The organism is Christiangramia sabulilitoris, from assembly GCF_007050985.1.
GTDB classification, from domain to species: Bacteria; Bacteroidota; Bacteroidia; order Flavobacteriales; family Flavobacteriaceae; genus Christiangramia; species Christiangramia sabulilitoris.
In genome coordinates this window covers 479248-498945 of record NZ_VHSF01000001.1, presented here as the reverse complement: position 1 = coordinate 498945, position 19698 = coordinate 479248, and the positions used below count along the sequence as shown (strand labels likewise).

The window sequence follows — 19698 nt, the reverse complement described above, 5'->3', positions numbered from 1 at the left end:
TTAATTGGTAGTATATTCTTTCTTTTTATTGAGAGGGCTTATGATCTTTACATTCTGAAAGGTGATCGCACCTTTTACCACGCCGGCAATAGTGCTTCTTATCGCTTCAATGATTTGCATCTTCAGTTCACTTCTGTTATAGATAAGGCTTACTTCCCTCGCTGGTACGGGATCTTTGAACATTTTCAGGTTCTTTTTTTCTGCTTCTTTGAGATCCAGCGTATGTAAGTAGGGTAGAAGCGTCATTCCCAGTCCCTCATTGGCAAGTTTGATCAGGGTTTCAAAACTTCCACTTTCCAGTTGCAACTGGTCATCACCATAATCTCTGGATGCCTTACATAAATTAAGGATACCATCCTTAAAACAATGCCCGTCTTCCAGCAATAAAATCTTATTAATGTCCAGATCCTCTACAGTTATTTTATTTGATTCTATGGTATCAAAGGCAGAAGGGATATAGGGTACAAAAGGTTCATAATAAAGAACATTCTCTTTAATTCCTTCAATTTCCAGGGGTGTCGCTGCAATCGCCGCATCCAGATGTCCTTCCTTTAATTTATCCAGAATGGCCTCTGTATGAAGTTCCTCGATCTTAAGTTTTACCTTGGGATATTTTTTTATAAAACTACCAATGAACATTGGTAATAATGTTGGCATTATGGTTGGGATCACGCCCAATCTAAAAACCCCACCGATGAAGCCCTTCTGCTGATCGACGATATCCAGGATGCGGTCGCTTTCGTTTACAATATTACGCGCCTGTTGAACAATTTTTTCACCTACTTCTGTGAGCTGGATAGGTTTTTTGGTACGATCAAAAATAGTAACCTCCAGCTCGTCCTCCAGTTTCTGGATTTGCATGCTTAAGGTGGGTTGGGTAACAAAAACCTTTTGGGCAGCCTTGGTAAAGTTTTTATGCTCGGCTACGGCAAGTACGTAATGAAGCTGGGTAATAGTCATGTGAACTGATTTGCTATTACAAAGGTATAAGTTTTTCTTATATTAAAGGAGAATTAACTTAGTTTTACCTATTGAAAAACCCTTCCGGATAAGGAAGGGTTTTAAATAGATAAGCATCAAACTGTTCAACTGTTTTTTGATAATGTCATTTCGAAGAATTGCATCCATTCTCCCTGCCGGTTAAATTCACCTTTTTCATACCATCGTCCTTCCTCGTCGATACTGATAATGTAACGAACATTTTGGTTGGGATACCAGTAGAATACGTCATCTTTGAGCTCAGCTTTAAAGTTTCCTTTCATTCCATTCTGCAAGTATGACTGGAATTCATATTCTCCGGTCTCCTTATTGCTGGTAATGATGGCCATCGCATTATGGATCAGTTTTCCATCAGTATATCCTTTACCTTCGATCAAAATTGCGGTGCTGTCTAATTTATACTGAACCTTTTCTGTTTGCTCAAAAGAATGCTTTACTCCATCAGGAGAAATTCTCCAACCATTGCCTTCCCATTCTCCAATAATGAAATATAGATCCACGATTTTTGACTGTGTTTCAAGGTCTGTCTCAAAGGATTGAGCTTGCAGGTTTTGAAGAGCGATAAAGCCAAAGAAAAAAAGAAAGATTACAGGTTTCATAATATTGGTGGTTTTGATTAAAATCTGATTTCCAGCTGTTTTGGGGTTCCGTCAAAATCGAATTTGGAATCTTCCCATACCGGTGGTCCATAGCTCATGCCATTTCCGCTGGAACCGTAATTTTCCAGAGGCATTCCGTTGGTATCAAAATCCATTTTCTTATTGTCATTTTTATCGTGCATCACCAGGATGGCATAAGTACCGTGAGGGACATCTTCAAAATGGGCGACTGCCTTTCCATCTATTATATCTGCGCTAACGGCAAATTCCGGTTCTGCTTTCATAAAAGTTTCTGCAGAATAAAGTCCAAATACCACACTTCCTTCTGTTCCCGATACATTCGGCACAGTTGCGCTGATATTTCCTGAGGTTCCTGTTTGAGCCTGTACTAAAGCTCCTAATAACATGGCTGCTAAAACGGCGATTGTCTTCATAATTTTAATGTTTTTTGATTATGAAACAAACTTAAGGTCATAGCAGATTTTTTAGAAAATGATCTAACCCAACTGTAGAATCTTTAAACTGAACTGTAAAATTTCAAAGAAGTCCGCGCGATTTGATTTCCAAATATTTATTAATGGTATTGATACTTAGCTCTTCAGGTTTGGTGAGAATCGTTTGAATTCCATGTCGCTGTAGCTCTTTGGCCATTAAGGATTTATTATGCGCAAATTCTTCAGCTACGGTTTGATGTGCACTCTCGCTAATATTTGAAGGATTAATCCCGGTTAATTTTGTGATCTCGGTGTTTTCAAAAAAAATGACCACCACCAGGTGTTGTTTGGCAAGCGCCTTAAGAAAAGGCAGTTGCCGTTCTAACCCGGTCATATGTTCAAAATTGGTGTAAAGCATCAAAAGGCTTCGGTGGGTTATATGTTTTTTAACCCGCGAATAGAGCAAACTATAATCTGTATCATGAAATCCCGTATCCACCTTGTACAAAGCTTCCATTAATAGGTTTAGCTGGCTTAGCTTTGAACTCGCTTTTTGAAGATGCCCTATCTTATTTGAAAACGAAAGCAGTCCTACTTTATCCTTTTTCTTGAGGGCGACGTTAGAGAAAGCGAGGCTGCTGTTTATTGCATAATCCAGAAGGCTAAGGCCTTCAAATGGCATTTTCATCACGCGACCACAATCGATAACAGAATATACCGGTTGAGATCTTTCATCCTGAAATTGGTTTACCATCAGGTTTCCCTGCTTAGCTGTGGCTTTCCAGTTTATGGTTCTTACATCATCACCGCGCACATATTCTTTGATCTGCTCAAACTCCATAGTGTGACCAATCCGTCTTATCCGTTTGATCCCATGCAGGCTGATCTTCTGGTCAAGGGCTAGAAAATCCAGTTTTTTCATCTGAATAAAGGAAGGATAGACCTTTACCTGCTGATCTTTATTGAAGACGAACCTCCTTTTTGCGAGTTTGAACGGAGTGGAAATATAAATGTTTAGTTTTCCGAAAGTATATTCACCTCTTTTTAATGGCTTTAGTTCATATTCAAAGGAGTTGCTGCTATAGGCGGGAAGCGGTATAGTTTTTAAAAAATCTCTTTTTTGAAATTGCACCGGGATCTCATCGATCACTTCACTATAGACCCGAAAACCATAATTATTTGCAATACTTATTTTGACACTATTTAAGTCTGAATTAGAGAATTTTTCGGGCAGAGACCTGTCTGCTTTAATTCCCCGGCCCCGGTAAAGGCTTATGATATCAAGTATGGTTAGAACGAGAATAATTACCGCTAGAACCCAGGTAAAACTGTATAAAGGGTTGAACCAGAAAGAGATCAAAAAAAGTATGGAAATAGCGAATAAGCTATTAAAAAGCCTTTTTCCAAAATATAATGATCTTAAGAATTTTAGCACTAGCGTGGAATTTCGACAGATTGCGTGATCATATCTATTACCGAAGATGCAGTCATTCCTTCCATTTCCCGATCTGGCGAAAGAATCAGTCGGTGCGCCAGTACGGGTTTCAGTGAGTTCTTAATGTCCTCAGGGATTACAAAGTCCCTCCCATTAACCGCCGCAAAGGCTTTGGCTGCATTCATTACGGCAATAGAAGCCCTGGGGCTGGCACCCAGATAAAGGTGAGGATGTTTCCTGGTTTTATGAATGATTTCTGCGATATAATTCAGCAGTTTTTCTTCTATCAATATTTCATGGATCTGTCCCCTGAGCCTGGCTATGGTTTCTGGAGTAAGTACTGCCTCGATCTCTGTCTCTGGTAATTTACCTTTTCTTTCGTGATGGGTTTTAAGAATCATTACCTCGTCTTCAAAATCTGGATAATCTACCTCGATCTTAAAGAGAAAACGATCCAGCTGGGCTTCGGGCAGGGCATAAGTACCTTCCTGTTCAATGGGATTCTGGGTGGCAAGAACCATGAAAGGCTCCTCCATTTTATACATTTTTCCATCTATGGTCACCTGTCTTTCTTCCATCACTTCGAATAACGCTGCCTGGGTTTTGGCCGGAGCACGATTAATTTCATCGATAAGAATGATATTTGAAAATACCGGACCTTTTTTGAATTCGAAATCTGAAGATTTCATATTGAAAACCGAGGTTCCCAGGACATCACTGGGCATAAGGTCTGGTGTGAATTGTATCCTGCTGAAATTTGTTTTTAAGCATTTGGCGAAGAGCTTAGCCGTAATGGTTTTGGCCACACCCGGAACCCCTTCGATAAGGACATGTCCATTGGATAGTAAACCTACCACGAGTAATTCTACAAATTTTTCCTGTCCCACGATGACCCTGGAAAGCTGATCTTTTAATTTGTTCACAGAGGCTTTGAGATCGTCCAGAGGAATTCTGTTTTCGAAATTTATACCCCCATTATGATTGGTGTCCTGATTTTCCATTTTTGTTTTTAAATGTATTTATATGTTTTGCCAGTCTAAAAAAATCCTCTTTGCTATTTTCATTTTTCTCCCTGAAATTGTGGATTTGTTCAAACAGCTTTTTGGTTTCTTCAATACTATGTTCGCTTTTTACAGCAAGGTCTTTATAGAACTTTTCGTTGATTACAGAGGTGTCAATTCTATATTGTTTACGAATAAACTCCAAAAAAAGGGAGATCTTCTTTAGCCCAAGTTCGTGAAATTTCTTTTGTTCCAGATAAAGTTGGGATATGGTTTCAGTAAATTCAAAAGATTTGTTCGCAGGAGGATCTACTACGGGAATACTTCGTTGTTTTCTTTTTCCTTCAAATAAAACGAAAAGGATCCCTGAGATTATAATGAAGTAATAGGCCCATTTTAATGGACGATTATTCAGCAGAATATAAAGAGGTGAGGAAAAAAAGCTTTTGCCAGATTTGTAGTAGGCATCCCATAAAATTTGATTGCCACGCAAGTAAGCTAATAGAGCTTCAGTATAACTATAATTCGTTCCATCCAGTAGAAAATAATTACTAAAGGCTTGAGGGGTGGTATGCAGAAATATCTCTCCTTTTCCAAAATCTGTTTTTATGAAATTGATCTTTGCTTCTAATTCTTTTTCTTCAAAAGCAGCGGTACCAAGAACAACACTTTTAGTGGTATCTATCTTTTTAAAATAGACGGCAGGTAGATCATGGTCAAATACCCTGGCTTTTTTCAATTTAAGATCTTTATTTACCAGATTGAGTCCGGGCCGGGTTTTAAAACCGTCTGAACTTATATAGGAAGCTGTCTCGAAATTCAGCGTATCACTCAAAGGTGTTCCAAAATTATATGCAGATATAAAAATTCGATTGCCATCAGAAACCCATTGAAGTAAATCCCTGAGTTCGTTCCTGTCAAAATCTACGTAGTCATTCAGGAAAAAATAAGTGCCACTATCGGGAGAACTATTTAAATATTCATAAGGAGGTATCCTGAGATTTTTGATAGCCTGGGTCTCTTTCCAGCTTTCATAAAATACAAATGCTCCCAGAGGGATCTTATCTTTAGCGGTAAAACTCGGGGTCCAGTTTATGGGCTCGGGCTCTGTGCTTTCCAACCAGGCTAGGGAAATTACCAACAGAAGAAAAAGGGCGAAAGCGGTCTTATAGGTTTTATTCATGTGATTTAGAATTTAAAACCTGTTCCATTCTTAAAAATCCTTTCTCTATATATCTATAATCAGATTCTGAAACCGCAAAGCTTCCATACCAGATAAATTCATACAACTTGGTGATCTCTGAAAAATGCTTACGTATTCCTTTATTTTTTATCTCGTCGAAATAATCCTTATTTGTCTTCTGGTACTCGTAGGTTATATGATGCAGTTCGTCTAATTTGCGCAATTCATTGAGATAATAATAGCGAACTGCCAACCTGTAGCTCCCTTCTTTTACAGCAATGGAAATCAAAGCAGCCAGATCTTCGTGTCTTACCAGGTCCTCTTCTTCAGATAAAAACACCTCGCTTTCCTTAGGGCTGGAAAGTATTTTTGCGCCGGGATTCAACCGTGAAAAAAGCCAGATGATCAAACCTGATAGAATTAGAAGAAGTATAAAGGGTAAAATATTAATAAAAAAAGATAGGGCAGTGCCCGGATCATAATCACCGAAAAGCCAATTAAGGAATTCATGATATTTGGAGGAGACCCATCTTTTGAACCTTGTCCACCAGGAATCATTTTCTACTGATTCTAAATATTCAAATTCTTTTTGATCTCGATAACCTGCGATCTTTTCAGCATCAAATTCGAGTGGAACCAGACCCTGAGCCTCATCATATAAAATTTCCTGTTCTACTTTCAGCGAATCATGAACCTGCGAGTAAAAACTACCGCAGGCCAGGAAAAACAGAATGACAGGTAATACTTTTTTCAAGGTCAATTATTATTTCCAAGGTTTTGAATGGTCTCATAGGTACCCGTGAAATTTTGCTTTTCATTCAGATTAAAATAGACAAAAGCGACTCCTATAGGGGTAATGCTATAGATAATATACTGAACTACAGAGGTGAATACATTAATAATAATGTAGCCGGGACCAAAAAGTTCTGAAGTAGAGGTTCCCTCTGTCGCTACCACGAATGCGCGAAAGACAAAATATAAGATTGCCGGTAGCTGGAAAACCAGACTAATAAGATATACGATGATCCCGATACATAATAAAGTAGCAAAGGTCATCCACCAGTTTTCTTTGACCAGTTTAAATGATTCTGATATACTTTCTGAAACACCTGTTCTTCTAAAAACAAGTACCGCCGTAGTAAGGCTTAAGGGTACAAACAGATAAATCCCCGGAAAAATAAAGAAGATCATACCCGCAAATATGAGTAACCATGAAATTAAAGTTATTAATAACAACTTACCAAAGTCTTCTTTCATGCCGGTACTAACTTCTGAAGAGATAATTTCTCCACGGTTATTGATATAACTTAAAATGATGTGATAAACAGTACCCGTCATTGTAGAGATATAAAGCAAATAGGCCAGAAGCATTAATCCAAGTGCAATAACCACCTGAGAGCCATTGATTCCGTCTGTATCGAACAAGGAATCCCCCAGGGTGGACCAGGTGTAATAGGTAACGGCGGCAATTAGAAGTAGAAATACAGGTCCCACGATCCTGAGCAAAATCTTTCCACAGGCTTTATAATTTTGCCTTATAAACTGAAAAGTGACATTTAAGATTTCTCCCAGCTCCCGCTGTTTTTTAAATTGAATTTGTTCAGGGTTCATTTTTGGGTATTATTTAATAGATATAAAGGATAATAGACATAATAGAAGAGGATAAGCCCCAGAGAAGCCAGGATAATAATAATGGCTGCGATATCTGGCATCCAGGTTAGCCTGGTTACAAATCCTTCCAGAAACCCGGCGATAATAAAAAATGGAATAGTACTTATCACGATCTTTAAGCCATTCTTAATTCCCATGGTAAAGGATCTTAACCTTGTATAGGTGCCGGGGAAGAGCATGCTTTTTCCAACCACCAGGCCGGCACAGCCCGCGACAATAATTACCGCTATTTCTATAGTGCCATGAATCCAGATAGTTCTGGCAGATTCCCAAAGCAATCCCTTCTCAAAGAAAAAATACTGAAAACTTCCCAGCATGATCGCATTCTGCATCAGCATAAAGATAGTACCGATTCCACCCAGTACACCCAAAGAAAATGCCATCAGGGAAACCCGGATATTGTTAATGGTGATACCAAGAAACATGTCTGTTTCGGTCATTTTTTTGTAAACGGCCATGGGATCGTTATTCGCAATATTCTCCAGGGTCATATTCACGTAGGCGTCCCCAAGAATGGTTCTAACAAAAGCCGCATCTGAGGCAGCACTATATGCGCCAATCAGGGTAAAGCCAAGAAAGATTAGAAAACTTAGAAGCAATTGTTTCTGGAACTTATGAAACTCAAGGGGGAATTCTTTTGTGTAAAAGGTGATAAACCTGTTTCCGGATTCTTTTTTGGTACGAAATATTTTTTGATGGGCTGCAGAAGTCAATCCATTTAAATACCGGGTGGTATTAGATTTAGGATAAAAGGTTTTGGAATAGCTCAGATCATCGCTTAATGAGACATAAATGTTCGAAATCTGGCCGGGGGATAGCGTTTTATTATTTTGCAGGAGGCTTTCGTACTTAACCCATTTATCTTTATTTTGCCTGACGAAAGCAGCCTCGCGCATCTTTAATTGAATAAAACCCAAAGTAACATATTTAATGGATAATTTTCAAATTGAAACCGCTCAAAATATAAGTATTCAACAGAATGTAGCGGGAATAGGGGAGCGTATCCTGGCTTTCATTGTGGATTTGGTAATTCTAATAGCTTATAATGTATTCAGTTTTCTGATTATTGCCGGGATAAAAGAGGATAACGGAAGTTTAATGATGTACTATCTGGTACTGGGACTGCCAACATTTCTTTATTATCTAATGTGGGAAACTTTTTGGGATGGAAGAACTCCGGGTAAAGCTTTGTTGAAGATCAGAGTAGTAAGAAAAGACGGTTCAAGGCCACAATTTTCAAATTTCCTCATAAGATGGTTATTAAGAATTATAGATATAAGTCTAACCAGCGGTGGATTGGCCGTAGTCACCATCTTACTTAACGGTAAGGGGCAAAGATTAGGAGATATCGCTGCGGGAACTACGGTGATTTCAGAGAAACAAACTATAGGAATAGAAAACTCCCTTGGAGTTGACCTTCCAGAGAATTACCAGCCAAAATACCCGCAGGTAACCATTCTAAGTGATAGCGATATCCAGGAGGTTAAAAATCTTTATCAGCAGGCCAGAAGAGCGGGACAACATCATATTATCCTATCCCTGAGCAAAAAACTAACTGAGCTAATGGATGTGACCTCAGATGAAAAACCCCTCGACTTTGTACAGCGGGTGATCAATGATTACAACTATTTTACCCGTCATTAATTAATCCAGAACCTCAATATCTATTTCAACATTATTTACAGGCCATTCTGACGCACCTGTTTCTACCTGGGCAATCCTTTCTGCCACGTCCATACCGCTAATAACTTTACCATAAACGGTATGGTCATTATTAAGATGTGGGGTACCAGTCTTATCCATTACGATAAAGAATTCAAAAGGTGAGGAAGCTTTGCTAACATTTTGTTCAGCATATTTCGCGGCAGAAAAAGCACCATAGGTATGTTTGTGGCCTGCCTCAAATTCGCTTGGGATTAAATAATTACCTACATCGCCACGACTACTTGCGGTGATTTGATTGTCTGCATTGCCACCCTGGATCACAAAGCCGGGTGCAACCCGGTGAAAGAAAGTATGGTTGAAATATTCGTTCTTGGCCAGCATAATGAAATTAGCCCGGTGCAGTGGCGTATCCCGGAAAAGCTGTACATCTATATTTCCAAATTTTGTTTTTATCCTGATCCTGGTTTCCTGGTTTTCTTTACCATACTGGGTAAGGGTGGGAATCAATTCTTCCTGGGTGATTGGAAACATTTCGTTCTTCTCGATTTTAGTAACCTTATCTTTAGAGGCGAGTTCGCGTTTTCTTAGTTCAAAAATACTATCCCGTGCACGTTGAATAGAATCCTTTTTTTGCTGAGCTTTTAACGCTTCCTTACTAAGCTCCCCGCCATTTTTAGAGGAAGTTTGCTTATCTTCACAACTTGCGAAAAAAAGAATTGAAAAAATTGCTATTAAAGAAAGCTGTTTGAACATGGAGTTTGAGGTTTTTAAAAACAGGATTTCAAAGTTAAAAAAAATGCAGCTTCCCGGGGAAGCTGCGCATAAGAAACTAGCCCCTTTGCTAAGAATTAAAGAACTGGAGGAACTGGATATTTCCACCAGGAAGCCAGAAAAAGCAGGCGTTATGGCCGTGTTTTATCCTGATATTAATAATGAAACAAGGTTAGTACTAATTTTACGTAAGACCTATAAAGGCGTTCATTCCAACCAGGTTGGCTTCCCCGGTGGAAGAGTAGAGCACACAGATAAGGACCTGCAGGACACTGCTCTGAGAGAAACAGAGGAAGAAGTTGGTATACCCCAGAATGAAATTGAGGTAATAAGGGAATTGACCAGACTTTATATTCCACCTTCCAATTTCTGGGTGCAGCCATATCTTGGATTGCTTCATACAACCCCGAATATGATCGCTCAGGAATCTGAAGTGGAAGAAATTCTGGAGATAAAATTAAGTGAGTTCTTAGATGACGAGAATATTATAACTGAGAATTTGAGTACATCCTATGCCAGGGAAATAGAGGTTCCGGCCTATAGATTAAACGGTCATGTAGTGTGGGGCGCAACGGGGATGATGCTAAGCGAAATAAGGGAATTACTTTTAAAGATCTAAATAAAGGGATCACCCGGAAGCAAGTGAAATATGAGTAATATCTCAGTTTAGATGCTATATCAAACTAATTATTATATTTGCCGCCGGTTGAAATAAAGCTGAATAAAGGGCCAAACGAAAATAGAATCAGCAATGGGATTGTTTAAAAAAAATCCATTTGGGCATTATTTAATACTGAAGAAGTGGTTGATCCGCATTTTCGGGGTTTTGACCCATAGAAGATACCGGGGATATAACGAACTTCAGATTGAAGGTTCAGAGATCATTAAAAATCTTCCAGATACTAATGTTCTTTTTGTATCTAATCACCAGACCTACTTTGCAGATGTAACTGCCATGTTTCATGTTTTCAACGCGAGCTTAAGCGGACGGGTGGATAGTATCAAAAATATTGGATACATCTGGCAGCCTAAGCTTAATATCTATTATGTAGCTGCGAAGGAAACCATGAGAGCAGGTTTGCTGGCGCGAATCATGGCTTATGCCGGCGCAATCACAGTAGAAAGAACCTGGAGGGCTAAAGGGCAGGAGATCAAACGGGAAGTAAATCCAAATGATACAGAAAATATCAAAACGGCCCTGGACGATGGCTGGGTAATCACCTTTCCTCAGGGTACTACAAAACCTTTCAAGCCCATTCGTAAAGGAACCGCTCATATCATTAAAAATCATCGGCCTATTGTAATTCCTATTGTGATAGACGGCTTTAGAAGATCTTTTGATAAAAAGGGCCTTAGGATTAAGAAAAGGGGAATCCTTCAGACTTTTCAGATCAAAGAACCCATGGAATTTGATTATGAGAACGATAGTATCGAGGATATTGTAAGCAAACTGGAATATGCTATTGAGCAGCATCCATCATTCCTTAAGGTAATTCCTGCCGAAGAAATACAGGCAATGGAAGAACTAAACGAACAACGTCGCTGGGGTTACTAAGTTAAAGGTTTTAAGCGGAAGGCTTCAAGTTTTTGATGGTTCTCAAAAGTTAGTTTGGATTTTCTAAAATTGGACAGGCCTTCGAAAGGCTCAGTCCGGCAATGAAATGCTTTACAGAAAAGGCAGTTTTATAATTATTGCTGAATTTATTTAGAGCAATTTAAACCCGGAATTTTTTTTTATTTCCCAGAAATAGTAATTTTTCTCACTACTCACTACTCACTACTCACTACTCACTACTCACTACTCACTACTCACTACTCACTACTCACTACTCACTACTCACTACTCACTACTCACTACTCACTACTCACTTCTCACTTCTTATTAGAAAACCGGCCTTAAACTAGCTCAGTCCGCCAGTGCAATTTTTTTGAATTATTAGTTAACTTATTGCGCGAAATGATCATTCAGTTAATTGCCTTTAATCAAGCAAATTTAAATTCTTCTAACTTCTAACCTCGACCTATTCCATTTCCAGCTTTTTAAGCTCCTTATAGTTCTTATTTAGCTTGCGCAATAATATACCGTAAACCACCCTGTAAATTAGCCAGATGGCGCCAAGTAATAAAATAAGCACTAGTAAGGTACCCGCTATAAACAGGAACCACTGAGCGGTGTCAAACGCCATACTGGCATCTGCATCGGCAGTATTTATATGATTTTTTATCATCATATACAGCGTAAAAAGAAATACCAAACCACTGGAAATAAGAATGAATCCAATATAATATTTCACCGTTTTACGGGTCTTCAAAATATTTTTCATCAGTCGTGAAGCACTGTCTGTGGAAGAAATATTTACATAATTCTTATAGAACCTGAAGATAAAATAAAAAGTGACCAGGTAGCTTAAAATATATACCACGATGGTAAATTCTGTCAGGTCATATTTTTCCATCTGGTCCCAGTACTCTTTATCTGCCAGGAAAATATTCAGTACCGCGCCTAGAAGGAATTCAATGATACTTATAACAAAAATCCACTTTACGATCGAGGAAGATCTCTTCCAGATCATTTTATAAATTTCATCGTACGAAAGATGGGGCAGGCTTGCTTCCTGCTTTTTCCAATCCTTTTTTAATAGATCTAAATCATCCATAGTTCTCAAGGATTAATAATGTTCTTTAATTTAGTTTTCACTCTATTCATTTTCACTCTTGCATTAACCTCAGTGATCCCCAATGTTTCTGAGATCTCTGCGTAATTCTTATCCTCCAGATAAAGAAAGACCAGGGCCTTGTCTATATCATTAAGTTGTTTGATGGCACCATACATTAATTTTAAATGCTGTTCTGCTTCATCATCATATTCCTCTGCTTTAATTTTAAAATGGAAATTGTCATAATCCTGAGTCTTTATACTTCTCTTTTTTTTCCGGTATAAAGTGATAGCAGTATTTAGGGCAACCCGGTACATCCAGGTACTGAATTTTGCTTCACCCCGGAATTTGGGATAAGCTTTCCATAACTGGATGGTTATTTCCTGAAAAAGATCGTTATGGGAATCCTGATCATTGGTATAGATACGGCAGATTTTATGAGCAATATTCTGGTGTTTCTCCAGATTGATTACAAACTGATGTTCTAATTCTTTATTCACGTATGATTGGTTAGCAGCTATAGGTAGTGAAAAAACGAGCTGCGTTACAAAAAACTTTAATTTAAAGTTAATCACTATAACTTTCTTTGTATAAATAGTAAATTTGGGTAAAACCAGCCTATACTATGAATATCCCGAAGACCAACTTACCCAGAGTAGTGATAATCGGAGGTGGTTTTGCCGGAGTTGCCATTGCCAGAAAGATCTTAAAAGAAGATATGCAGATGGTACTTTTAGACCGGCATAACTATCATACTTTTCAGCCTCTTTTATACCAGGTTTCCACCTCTGGACTTGAGCCAGACTCCATCGCTTATCCTTTAAGAAAAATTACGCGGGCTAGTGATAAAAGTTTTTTCAGGTTGGCAGAAGTTAAATCTATATCTGCTGAAAAGAATACGGTGCATACCAACATAGGGGATATTGTTTATGATTACCTCGTAATTGCTACCGGGTCCAGGACTAATTTCTTCGGAAACCAGAGCATAGAGGAGAATGGCATGTGGATGAAAACGGTGCCACAAGCCTTGAATATTAGAAGTCTTATCCTTGAAAATCTTGAACAGGCCACCATTACAGATGATCCTGAAAAGAGGAAAGCTTTATTGAATTTTGTTCTGGTGGGTGCAGGTCCAACCGGGGTAGAGCTTAGTGGTGCGATCGCTGAACTTCGTAACCATATTGTCCCGGAAGATTATCCTGATCTTAACCCGGCCGAAATGAATATACATTTACTAGAAGGCCTGGACCGCGTGTTGCCGCCAATGAGTGAGAACGCCTCAAGGAAGGCCCATGAGATGCTGGAAGAACTTGGGGTGAAGATCCATTTAAATACTATGGTGGAAAATTATGACGGCCATTTGGTGACCACCAATACAGATCTTGCCCTTAAAACCGAAACATTTATCTGGTCTGCAGGGGTGACCGGCGCCCCGGTAGGTGGACTTAATGCATCTGCCCTGGTAGAAAAAGCAAACCGCTATGAAGTGAATGCTTTTAACCAGGTAAACGGATATGAAAATATTTTTGCCATTGGCGACATAGCCCTAATGCAAACTGAGGATTTTCCTAAAGGACACCCCATGGTTGCACAACCGGCTATCCAGCAGGGAAAACATCTGGCTAAAAACCTTGTACGTCTAATAAAAGGGGAGAAACTGGAACCTTTTGAATATTTTGATAAGGGAACAATGGCTACGGTGGGTCGTAACAGGGCTGTGGTAGATCTACATAAATGGAAGTTTTCTGGATTTTTTGCCTGGTTCGTGTGGATGTTTGTACACTTGTGGTTCCTGGTAGGATTCAGAAATCGTACGGTAACTTTCTTCAACTGGGTGTATAATTATATTAATTATGACAAAGCCGCCAGGTTAATAATCAGGCCTTTTAAAGGTCATGAAGAAAAAATGACCATGGACAAAGAAAAAGCATAATTAAAAAGGCTGCCTTCTGGCAGCCTTTTTTTATTTATCTATTCTCTCTAATTGCCTTATTATAATCTGATGCCAGGTCTTCTTTTTGCTTACTTGTGAGCACTTTACCGGCCATTTGAAAGACTTCCTGTTCTTCTTCATCAAGGTGATGTATCAATTGATGTTCAAGTTCCCTGGCTATTTTTAACCAGTTGGAAGCATCCATCTCTGTATCCTCAAGTTTCTCTACCAGTTCATCCATTTCATGATGTTCCGCTACACTGTGCCTCGCTTTTTCCTGGGTCATGTCCTTCTCCATGAGAGGTATATAAAAATGACGTTCCTCTGCATCTTCATGTATCTTTAATTCATGCTTAAGATCTTCAAAAATCTTTTTTCTTTCTTCGGTCTTCCCTTCGGTCTTAAGTAGCTTAGCTATAAGATCTCTCTGTATCTCATGTTCCTGCCTTAAAGCTTCAAAAATATTCATTATTTAATTTTTTGGATTTTTTTCAAGTTATTCAATTAAATGTTAAAGATTATTTAATTTTCAGGTTGAAATGCCAAAATTGAGATAAGAATACAATTCGGTATCTAATTATGACAATTCAGAATAATTGATTTCAAATTAAGCCTGAATCATTAGATTTTAGCTTTAGAATATTTGTGTATATGAAGTTTCTTTTGAAAATAGTAACCTTAAGTTTATCGGTATCCCTTTTATTAATCATATTAGACAGTACCTTCAACGGGTTTGACCAGGATAAACTGCTGGATCCTAAATATTGGGGAATCTACCTTTTCTATTCATTTACCCTTACCGGATTAAACGGAACTTATTTCCGGTTTTTTGAAAAAAAGATCGGCTGGTCAGAAGCTACCATTCAAAGGGTTGTTCTGGCTACGGCAGGCTCGATTATCCTTACCCTGATAGGATTCTTTTTTTGCCGTCTGGTTCATAAAACCGTGTTCGATAATATTCCATTGGAAACCTTTCTGGAAAATGAAAGCATGAGGTTTTACCTTTTTCCTTTTCTGTTTACTGCCATCATTTCTCTATTTCTCCACCTGGTTTATTTTTATAAATCTGTTCAGGAAAAGAAGGTTAAAGAACAAAAGATAATCGCCGGGACAGCTTCTGCCAAATTCGATGCCTTAAAGAACCAGTTAGATCCGCATTTTCTTTTTAACAGCCTGAATGTACTGGCCTCACTTATCGATGAAAACTCAGACCAGGCCCAGAGATTTACCACCTCACTATCTAAAGTGTACCGGTATGTTCTGGAGCATAAAGATAAGGTGCTTGTTAGTGTACACGAGGAATTAAAATTCGCCAAAACCTATATGAAGTTACTGGAAATGAGGTTCGAGAACAGCATTTATTTTGATAGTCCAGACGAATTCTCTAATGAAGAAGCCAAGGTGGTACCACTTTCCCTGCAACTGCTATTGGAAAATACGATCAAGCATAATATTGTAAGCGAGAGTAAACCCTTGAGAATTAAGATCTATGAGGCTGAAGGTTACCTGGTGGTAGAGAATAATTTTCAGAAAAAAGAGGTACTCAGCAATCGTAAAGGTGTGGGCTTGCAAAATATCGTAAACAGATATAACGAAGTGACCGAAAGGAAGGTGCTTATAGAACAAACCGAAGAAATTTTCCGGGTAAAATTGCCGGTATTAACCAAACAAATCTCAATTATGGATACAAATGAAATTAATCAGGAAAACGCTTATTTCAAAGCGAAACAAAGAGTAAAAGAAATGAAGGATTTTTACGGAAATCTAATTTCTTATTGTGTAGTGATCCCGTTCCTTATCTTTATTAACTATAATACCTACTGGGATTTTCAATGGTTCTGGTTTCCCCTATTTGGATGGGGTATAGGATTAACCATTCATGGTTTTTCTGTATTTGGATATGGATCAGAATGGGAAGAGCGCAAGATTAGAGAATTAATGGGAAAAGATCAGCAACAACCTAAATCCTGGAAATAATGGAAACAAATTATAAAGAAAAGCTCAGTTACAGAACGGCTCAGAAAAGAGTGAAGGATATGAAAGACTTTTATATCCATCTAACCGTCTACTTGTTCATCAATACGGCCATTTTTATCGTAATTACCAGGGACGTTGGCATTATTCGCGGGCTTACCGATCTTTCAAATTATTCTACGATATTCTTCTGGGGTATTGGATTATTCGCACATTGGGCGAGCGTATTTGGGCCCAATTTGATCCTTGGGAAGAAGTGGGAGGAAAAAAAGATAAAGGAGATCATGGAGAAGGATAAAAGACAGATCTGGAAATAAAAATTAAACTATAATCATACGTGACCAAAGTTATAATTATTGAAGATGAAAAGCCGGCTGCCAGAAGGTTACAGCGCATGCTTTCTAACAACGATATCGATGTTCAAACCATGTTACATTCGGTAGCTGAAGCAGTAGACTGGTTTAATAATAATCCGCATCCAGATCTTATGTTCCTGGATATACAGCTTAGTGATGGTTTGTCTTTCGAGATTTTTGACCATGTTAAAACTGAGAGTGCCATCATTTTTACAACGGCCTACGATGAGTATGCTCTTAAAGCATTTAAATTGAACAGTATAGACTATCTGCTTAAGCCAATAGATGAGGATGAACTGGAAGAAGCGATAAGAAAATTTGAAAATACACGGCAGCAGGCCGGAAAAATAAATTTAGAAGATCTTAAATCCTTGCTCAGGGAACCGGGAAAAGAGAAAAATTATAAAACCAGGTTTACGGCTCAGGTAGGACAACATCTTAAGCTTGTAGAAGTTTCTGACATTGCCTGTTTCTTTTCAGAAAATAAAGCAACCTATATCCATTGTTTCTCGGGACGTAATTATCCAATAGACATTCCTCTGGAGCAACTGGAGAATGAGCTTAACCCGGAAAAGTTTTATCGTATCAACAGGAAATGTGTTCTTAATATCAATGCTATAAAAGACATAGTTTCTTATACCAACTCCCGGCTGGAGATCAAATTAGAAAATTTTAATGAATTTCAGCTTATCGTAAGTAGGGAAAGGGTGAAGGATTTTAAAACCTGGCTTAACCAGTGATCTTTAAATGTTAAAAAAAGAATATTTAAAACCGCCGGGCATCTGCCTCCGTATATCTTAATAGAACTCTAAGTTTTTGCATAATTTGTTTTTGGTCAAATTATGGATGAGTTTTTAACTTTTTTGGTTGGTTAGATGCTTAGAGAGTTAATGATTCCTCCCGGAATCTTTCTAAGTATTAAATGATAAACCCCACGTTTTACGTGGGGTTTATTTATTTCATATCCTGTAAGAGTGCTTACGGTGCAGTAACTGCTCCCAGCACGTATAGTTGATCCATGGTTGGAGACTCACTTCCACCTTCAGGTTCCAGCGTAATTCCAAAAGCCTGTGATTCATTTGCGTTCTGCAGGGCAAAAATCTTATTATCATCCATGGAGAATTCATCCAGAAGGCCAATACTCGTTGGGGTCAAAGGATCTAATTTTAGTGACCAGACCTGGTATACCTTTCCTCTTGGAGGTTCAGGCAATGCCTCTGCATCTATATAAGCAGTATTCTCCTCTTTGTTCCAGTATACTGCAGCGTAGGCTTCAGGAGCTGCGTTCTGACCCTGTAATGGGACCCGGGCCACATTTTTATCCCTAAGTATTGCGAGAAGCTCTTCAGTCTTTTCTGCATCTTCCCGCGCATCAGCGATCTGCTGTTCCATCCTGGCGTTCTTTGCTCGCTCATAACTTAATTGTTCACGTAGATCATTCTTATCTTCAAAAACGAAGAAAAGACCTATTAGCAGAGCGATAGTGGCTGCCCAGCCAATATAAGAGACCCAATTGGTTTCTTTTTCAGGTTCCAAAGCAATTACACTTCGGTCTCCTTTGGTCCCTAATTTTGATTTGATTCTACTTAAAATAGCCTCTGCATTATACGAAGGAGCTGTAGCGGCAGATAGTTTTTGCAAAGCCAATTCTATCTCTTCCACTTCCTGCCTAACCTCGGGATGTTTTTTCAATACCTGGCTTACTTCCCGGCTTTCGGCTTCGGTAAGTGCACCATAAACGTATAATTCAAGTATCCCTGATGATATGTATTCCTTTATATCCATATTTATTCTGCTAACATTTCTCGAAGCTTGCTAATACAAGCCCGGTTTTTAGTTTTAACAGTACCTAAAGGCATTTCAAGCTCCTCGGCTGTTTCTTTTTGTGTATATCCTTGAAAGAACAGAAGATCTATTAATTTTTTGCAAACAGGTTTAAGTATATTTATGTACTTGTTGATACCTATAGCATCTGCTTTTCCAGAGAAATTAGATCTGCTCTCCAGTATATCTACGAAATTATCTGCCTTGAGGTTTTTTTGTTTATTCTTATGACTTTTAGACCTTATATGATCTATTGAAGCATTTCTCGCGATGTTCAGGATCCAGGTAAAAAACCTTCCCTTGTCTGAATTATAGGAGCTGGCATTGTTCCAGATTTTCAGAAATACATCCTGAAGGATTTCTTCTGCGATTTTTTCATCGTTGAGTATGTTATAAATTATCCCGTATACGCTTTCTGAGTATAATTCGTAAATACGCTCGAAAGCTCTCTGATTACCTTTTTGAAGTTCTAGGATTAGTCCGTCCTGCTGCATTAGTTAAGTTTGTGGAAATAAATATAATGTTAAATACCCGATAAAAAAAAGCGGCTGTAGCGCCGCTTTTTCAATCATTTTCCGGGAGGCTTATTTCTTAATCACCCCACAACCCACTCTGGTTCCGGCAGCTCCGGAAGGTTGAGAAGTATAATCGTCTACACCATCATGTACAATAACGGCCTTTCCTAAAAGGTCTTTATTTTTATCATCGCAGCCAATGCACCATTCACTCGTGGTTAGATTTACAGTACCATTACCATTTGCATCAACATCAAAATTTCCTATATCGCCTTTATGGTAACCATCAGAACTTCCCCATTTACCATGAGGTTGACCGGTTGGGTTCCAGTGTCCTCCTGCAGATGAACCATCAGCAGCAGAACAATCGCCGTTTTCATGAATATGGATGGCATGTTTACCTTCTGCCAGTCCAGAAATTATCGCGGTCATGGCAACTTTACCATTTTCTTCAGTAAAAACAACATTTCCACTAAGCTTAGAATTGCTTACAGGTTGAAGGCTTACTTTAACTTTTTTAACTTCTTCTTTTTCGGTTTCCATTTCAGTAGTGACTTCGGTTTCCTGCTGGTCATCAAGGTCATTTTTTTCCTTTTCGTTTTTACAACTTGTGAAGATCAAACCTGCACAAAGGATAAGTGATAAACTAATACGTCTCATAGTGTTTCGATTGGTTTTTAA

At 38.6% G+C, this 19698-nt stretch carries 23 protein-coding genes; 7 read left to right on the top strand and 16 right to left on the bottom strand.

Annotated features, from left to right (window positions below):
* The 9 genes from FGM01_RS02255 to FGM01_RS02215 form a co-directional block, all read right to left on the bottom strand.
* Positions 1-960 carry a hydrogen peroxide-inducible genes activator gene (locus tag FGM01_RS02255; protein WP_143409502.1) on the bottom strand — a complete coding sequence of 320 codons (960 nt, stop codon included), beginning with the start codon at positions 958-960 and terminating at the stop codon, positions 1-3.
* A gap of 125 nt (positions 961-1085) precedes the next feature.
* Complete coding sequence (locus FGM01_RS02250) at positions 1086-1598, bottom strand: hypothetical protein (protein ID WP_143409501.1); 513 nt, start codon at positions 1596-1598, stop codon at positions 1086-1088.
* Positions 1599-1615: 17 nt separating this feature from the next.
* A complete protein-coding gene (locus FGM01_RS02245; RefSeq protein WP_143409500.1) occupies positions 1616-2032 on the bottom strand; it encodes a DUF2141 domain-containing protein in 417 nt (138 codons plus the stop codon).
* A gap of 103 nt (positions 2033-2135) precedes the next feature.
* Positions 2136-3467, bottom strand: a complete 1332-nt coding sequence (locus FGM01_RS02240) for a DUF58 domain-containing protein (protein WP_143409499.1) — start codon at positions 3465-3467, stop codon at positions 2136-2138.
* Positions 3467-4468, bottom strand: coding sequence for an AAA family ATPase (locus FGM01_RS02235; protein ID WP_143409498.1), 1002 nt, complete (start codon positions 4466-4468; stop codon positions 3467-3469). Before FGM01_RS02235 ends, FGM01_RS02240 begins: the two co-directional genes overlap by 1 nt.
* Entirely contained in the window at positions 4443-5651 is a 1209-nt protein-coding gene (locus FGM01_RS02230) for a DUF4350 domain-containing protein (RefSeq protein ID WP_143409496.1), read from the bottom strand. Before FGM01_RS02230 ends, FGM01_RS02235 begins: the two co-directional genes overlap by 26 nt.
* Entirely contained in the window at positions 5644-6405 is a 762-nt protein-coding gene (locus FGM01_RS02225; RefSeq protein WP_143409494.1) for a DUF4129 domain-containing protein, read from the bottom strand. The genes FGM01_RS02230 and FGM01_RS02225 overlap by 8 nt, the downstream gene beginning before the upstream one ends.
* 2 nt (positions 6406-6407) lie before the next feature.
* The gene (locus FGM01_RS02220) at positions 6408-7262 is read right to left on the bottom strand and encodes a YciC family protein (protein WP_143409493.1); all 855 of its coding nucleotides are present in this window, start codon (positions 7260-7262) and stop codon (positions 6408-6410) included.
* Positions 7259-8218 (bottom strand): stage II sporulation protein M, encoded by a 960-nt coding sequence (locus tag FGM01_RS02215; RefSeq protein ID WP_143410326.1) that lies wholly within the window; start codon positions 8216-8218, stop codon positions 7259-7261. Before FGM01_RS02215 ends, FGM01_RS02220 begins: the two co-directional genes overlap by 4 nt.
* Positions 8219-8252: 34 nt before the next feature.
* Between FGM01_RS02215 and FGM01_RS02210 the strand changes: the two genes are divergently transcribed.
* Positions 8253-8966, top strand: a complete 714-nt coding sequence (locus FGM01_RS02210; protein ID WP_143409492.1) for an RDD family protein — start codon at positions 8253-8255, stop codon at positions 8964-8966.
* Here FGM01_RS02210 and FGM01_RS02205 read toward each other — a convergent pair whose 3' ends face one another.
* Positions 8967-9740, bottom strand: coding sequence for a peptidylprolyl isomerase (locus FGM01_RS02205; protein WP_143409490.1), 774 nt, complete (start codon positions 9738-9740; stop codon positions 8967-8969). It lies immediately after the preceding gene.
* On the opposite strand from FGM01_RS02205, the gene FGM01_RS02200 reads away from it, so the two are divergent.
* Positions 9739-10377: an NUDIX hydrolase gene (locus FGM01_RS02200; RefSeq protein WP_143409488.1), complete on the top strand. Its 639-nt coding sequence runs from the start codon at positions 9739-9741 to the stop codon at positions 10375-10377. The genes FGM01_RS02205 and FGM01_RS02200 overlap by 2 nt on opposite strands.
* A 132-nt stretch (positions 10378-10509) precedes the next feature.
* Complete coding sequence (locus tag FGM01_RS02195; protein ID WP_143409487.1) at positions 10510-11313, top strand: lysophospholipid acyltransferase family protein; 804 nt, start codon at positions 10510-10512, stop codon at positions 11311-11313.
* A gap of 466 nt (positions 11314-11779) precedes the next feature.
* Here FGM01_RS02195 and FGM01_RS02190 read toward each other — a convergent pair whose 3' ends face one another.
* The gene (locus tag FGM01_RS02190) at positions 11780-12415 is read right to left on the bottom strand and encodes a hypothetical protein (RefSeq protein WP_143409486.1); all 636 of its coding nucleotides are present in this window, start codon (positions 12413-12415) and stop codon (positions 11780-11782) included.
* A 5-nt stretch (positions 12416-12420) separates the two neighbouring features.
* The gene (locus tag FGM01_RS02185) at positions 12421-12915 is read right to left on the bottom strand and encodes an RNA polymerase sigma factor (protein ID WP_143409484.1); all 495 of its coding nucleotides are present in this window, start codon (positions 12913-12915) and stop codon (positions 12421-12423) included.
* Positions 12916-13040: 125 nt separating this feature from the next.
* On the opposite strand from FGM01_RS02185, the gene FGM01_RS02180 reads away from it, so the two are divergent.
* Positions 13041-14348: an NAD(P)/FAD-dependent oxidoreductase gene (locus tag FGM01_RS02180; protein WP_143409483.1), complete on the top strand. Its 1308-nt coding sequence runs from the start codon at positions 13041-13043 to the stop codon at positions 14346-14348.
* A 34-nt stretch (positions 14349-14382) separates the two neighbouring features.
* Here the strand turns inward: FGM01_RS02180 and FGM01_RS02175 are convergent, their stop codons facing one another.
* Positions 14383-14817, bottom strand: coding sequence for a hemerythrin domain-containing protein (locus FGM01_RS02175; RefSeq protein ID WP_143409481.1), 435 nt, complete (start codon positions 14815-14817; stop codon positions 14383-14385).
* 182 nt (positions 14818-14999) lie between these two features.
* Between FGM01_RS02175 and FGM01_RS02170 the strand changes: the two genes are divergently transcribed.
* Genes FGM01_RS02170 through FGM01_RS02160 form a run of 3 tightly spaced genes read left to right on the top strand, consistent with a single transcriptional unit; the run spans position 15000 to position 17418 of the window.
* On the top strand, positions 15000-16325 hold the full coding sequence (locus FGM01_RS02170; RefSeq protein ID WP_143409480.1) for a 2TM domain-containing protein: 1326 nt from the start codon (positions 15000-15002) through the stop codon (positions 16323-16325).
* Positions 16325-16639 carry a 2TM domain-containing protein gene (locus tag FGM01_RS02165; RefSeq protein WP_143409479.1) on the top strand — a complete coding sequence of 105 codons (315 nt, stop codon included), beginning with the start codon at positions 16325-16327 and terminating at the stop codon, positions 16637-16639. The genes FGM01_RS02170 and FGM01_RS02165 overlap by 1 nt, the downstream gene beginning before the upstream one ends.
* Positions 16640-16659: 20 nt before the next feature.
* A complete protein-coding gene (locus tag FGM01_RS02160; protein ID WP_262710770.1) occupies positions 16660-17418 on the top strand; it encodes a LytR/AlgR family response regulator transcription factor in 759 nt (252 codons plus the stop codon).
* Between the two features lie 238 nt (positions 17419-17656).
* Here the strand turns inward: FGM01_RS02160 and FGM01_RS02155 are convergent, their stop codons facing one another.
* The 3 genes from FGM01_RS02155 to FGM01_RS02145 all read right to left on the bottom strand — a co-directional run bounded on the left by FGM01_RS02155 (position 17657) and on the right by FGM01_RS02145 (position 19677).
* Positions 17657-18463: an anti-sigma factor gene (locus tag FGM01_RS02155; protein ID WP_143409478.1), complete on the bottom strand. Its 807-nt coding sequence runs from the start codon at positions 18461-18463 to the stop codon at positions 17657-17659.
* 2 nt (positions 18464-18465) lie between these two features.
* Positions 18466-18996 (bottom strand): RNA polymerase sigma factor, encoded by a 531-nt coding sequence (locus FGM01_RS02150; protein ID WP_143409477.1) that lies wholly within the window; start codon positions 18994-18996, stop codon positions 18466-18468.
* 90 nt (positions 18997-19086) lie between these two features.
* Positions 19087-19677, bottom strand: coding sequence for a superoxide dismutase family protein (locus tag FGM01_RS02145; protein ID WP_143409476.1), 591 nt, complete (start codon positions 19675-19677; stop codon positions 19087-19089).
* Positions 19678-19698: the final 21 nt, after the last annotated feature.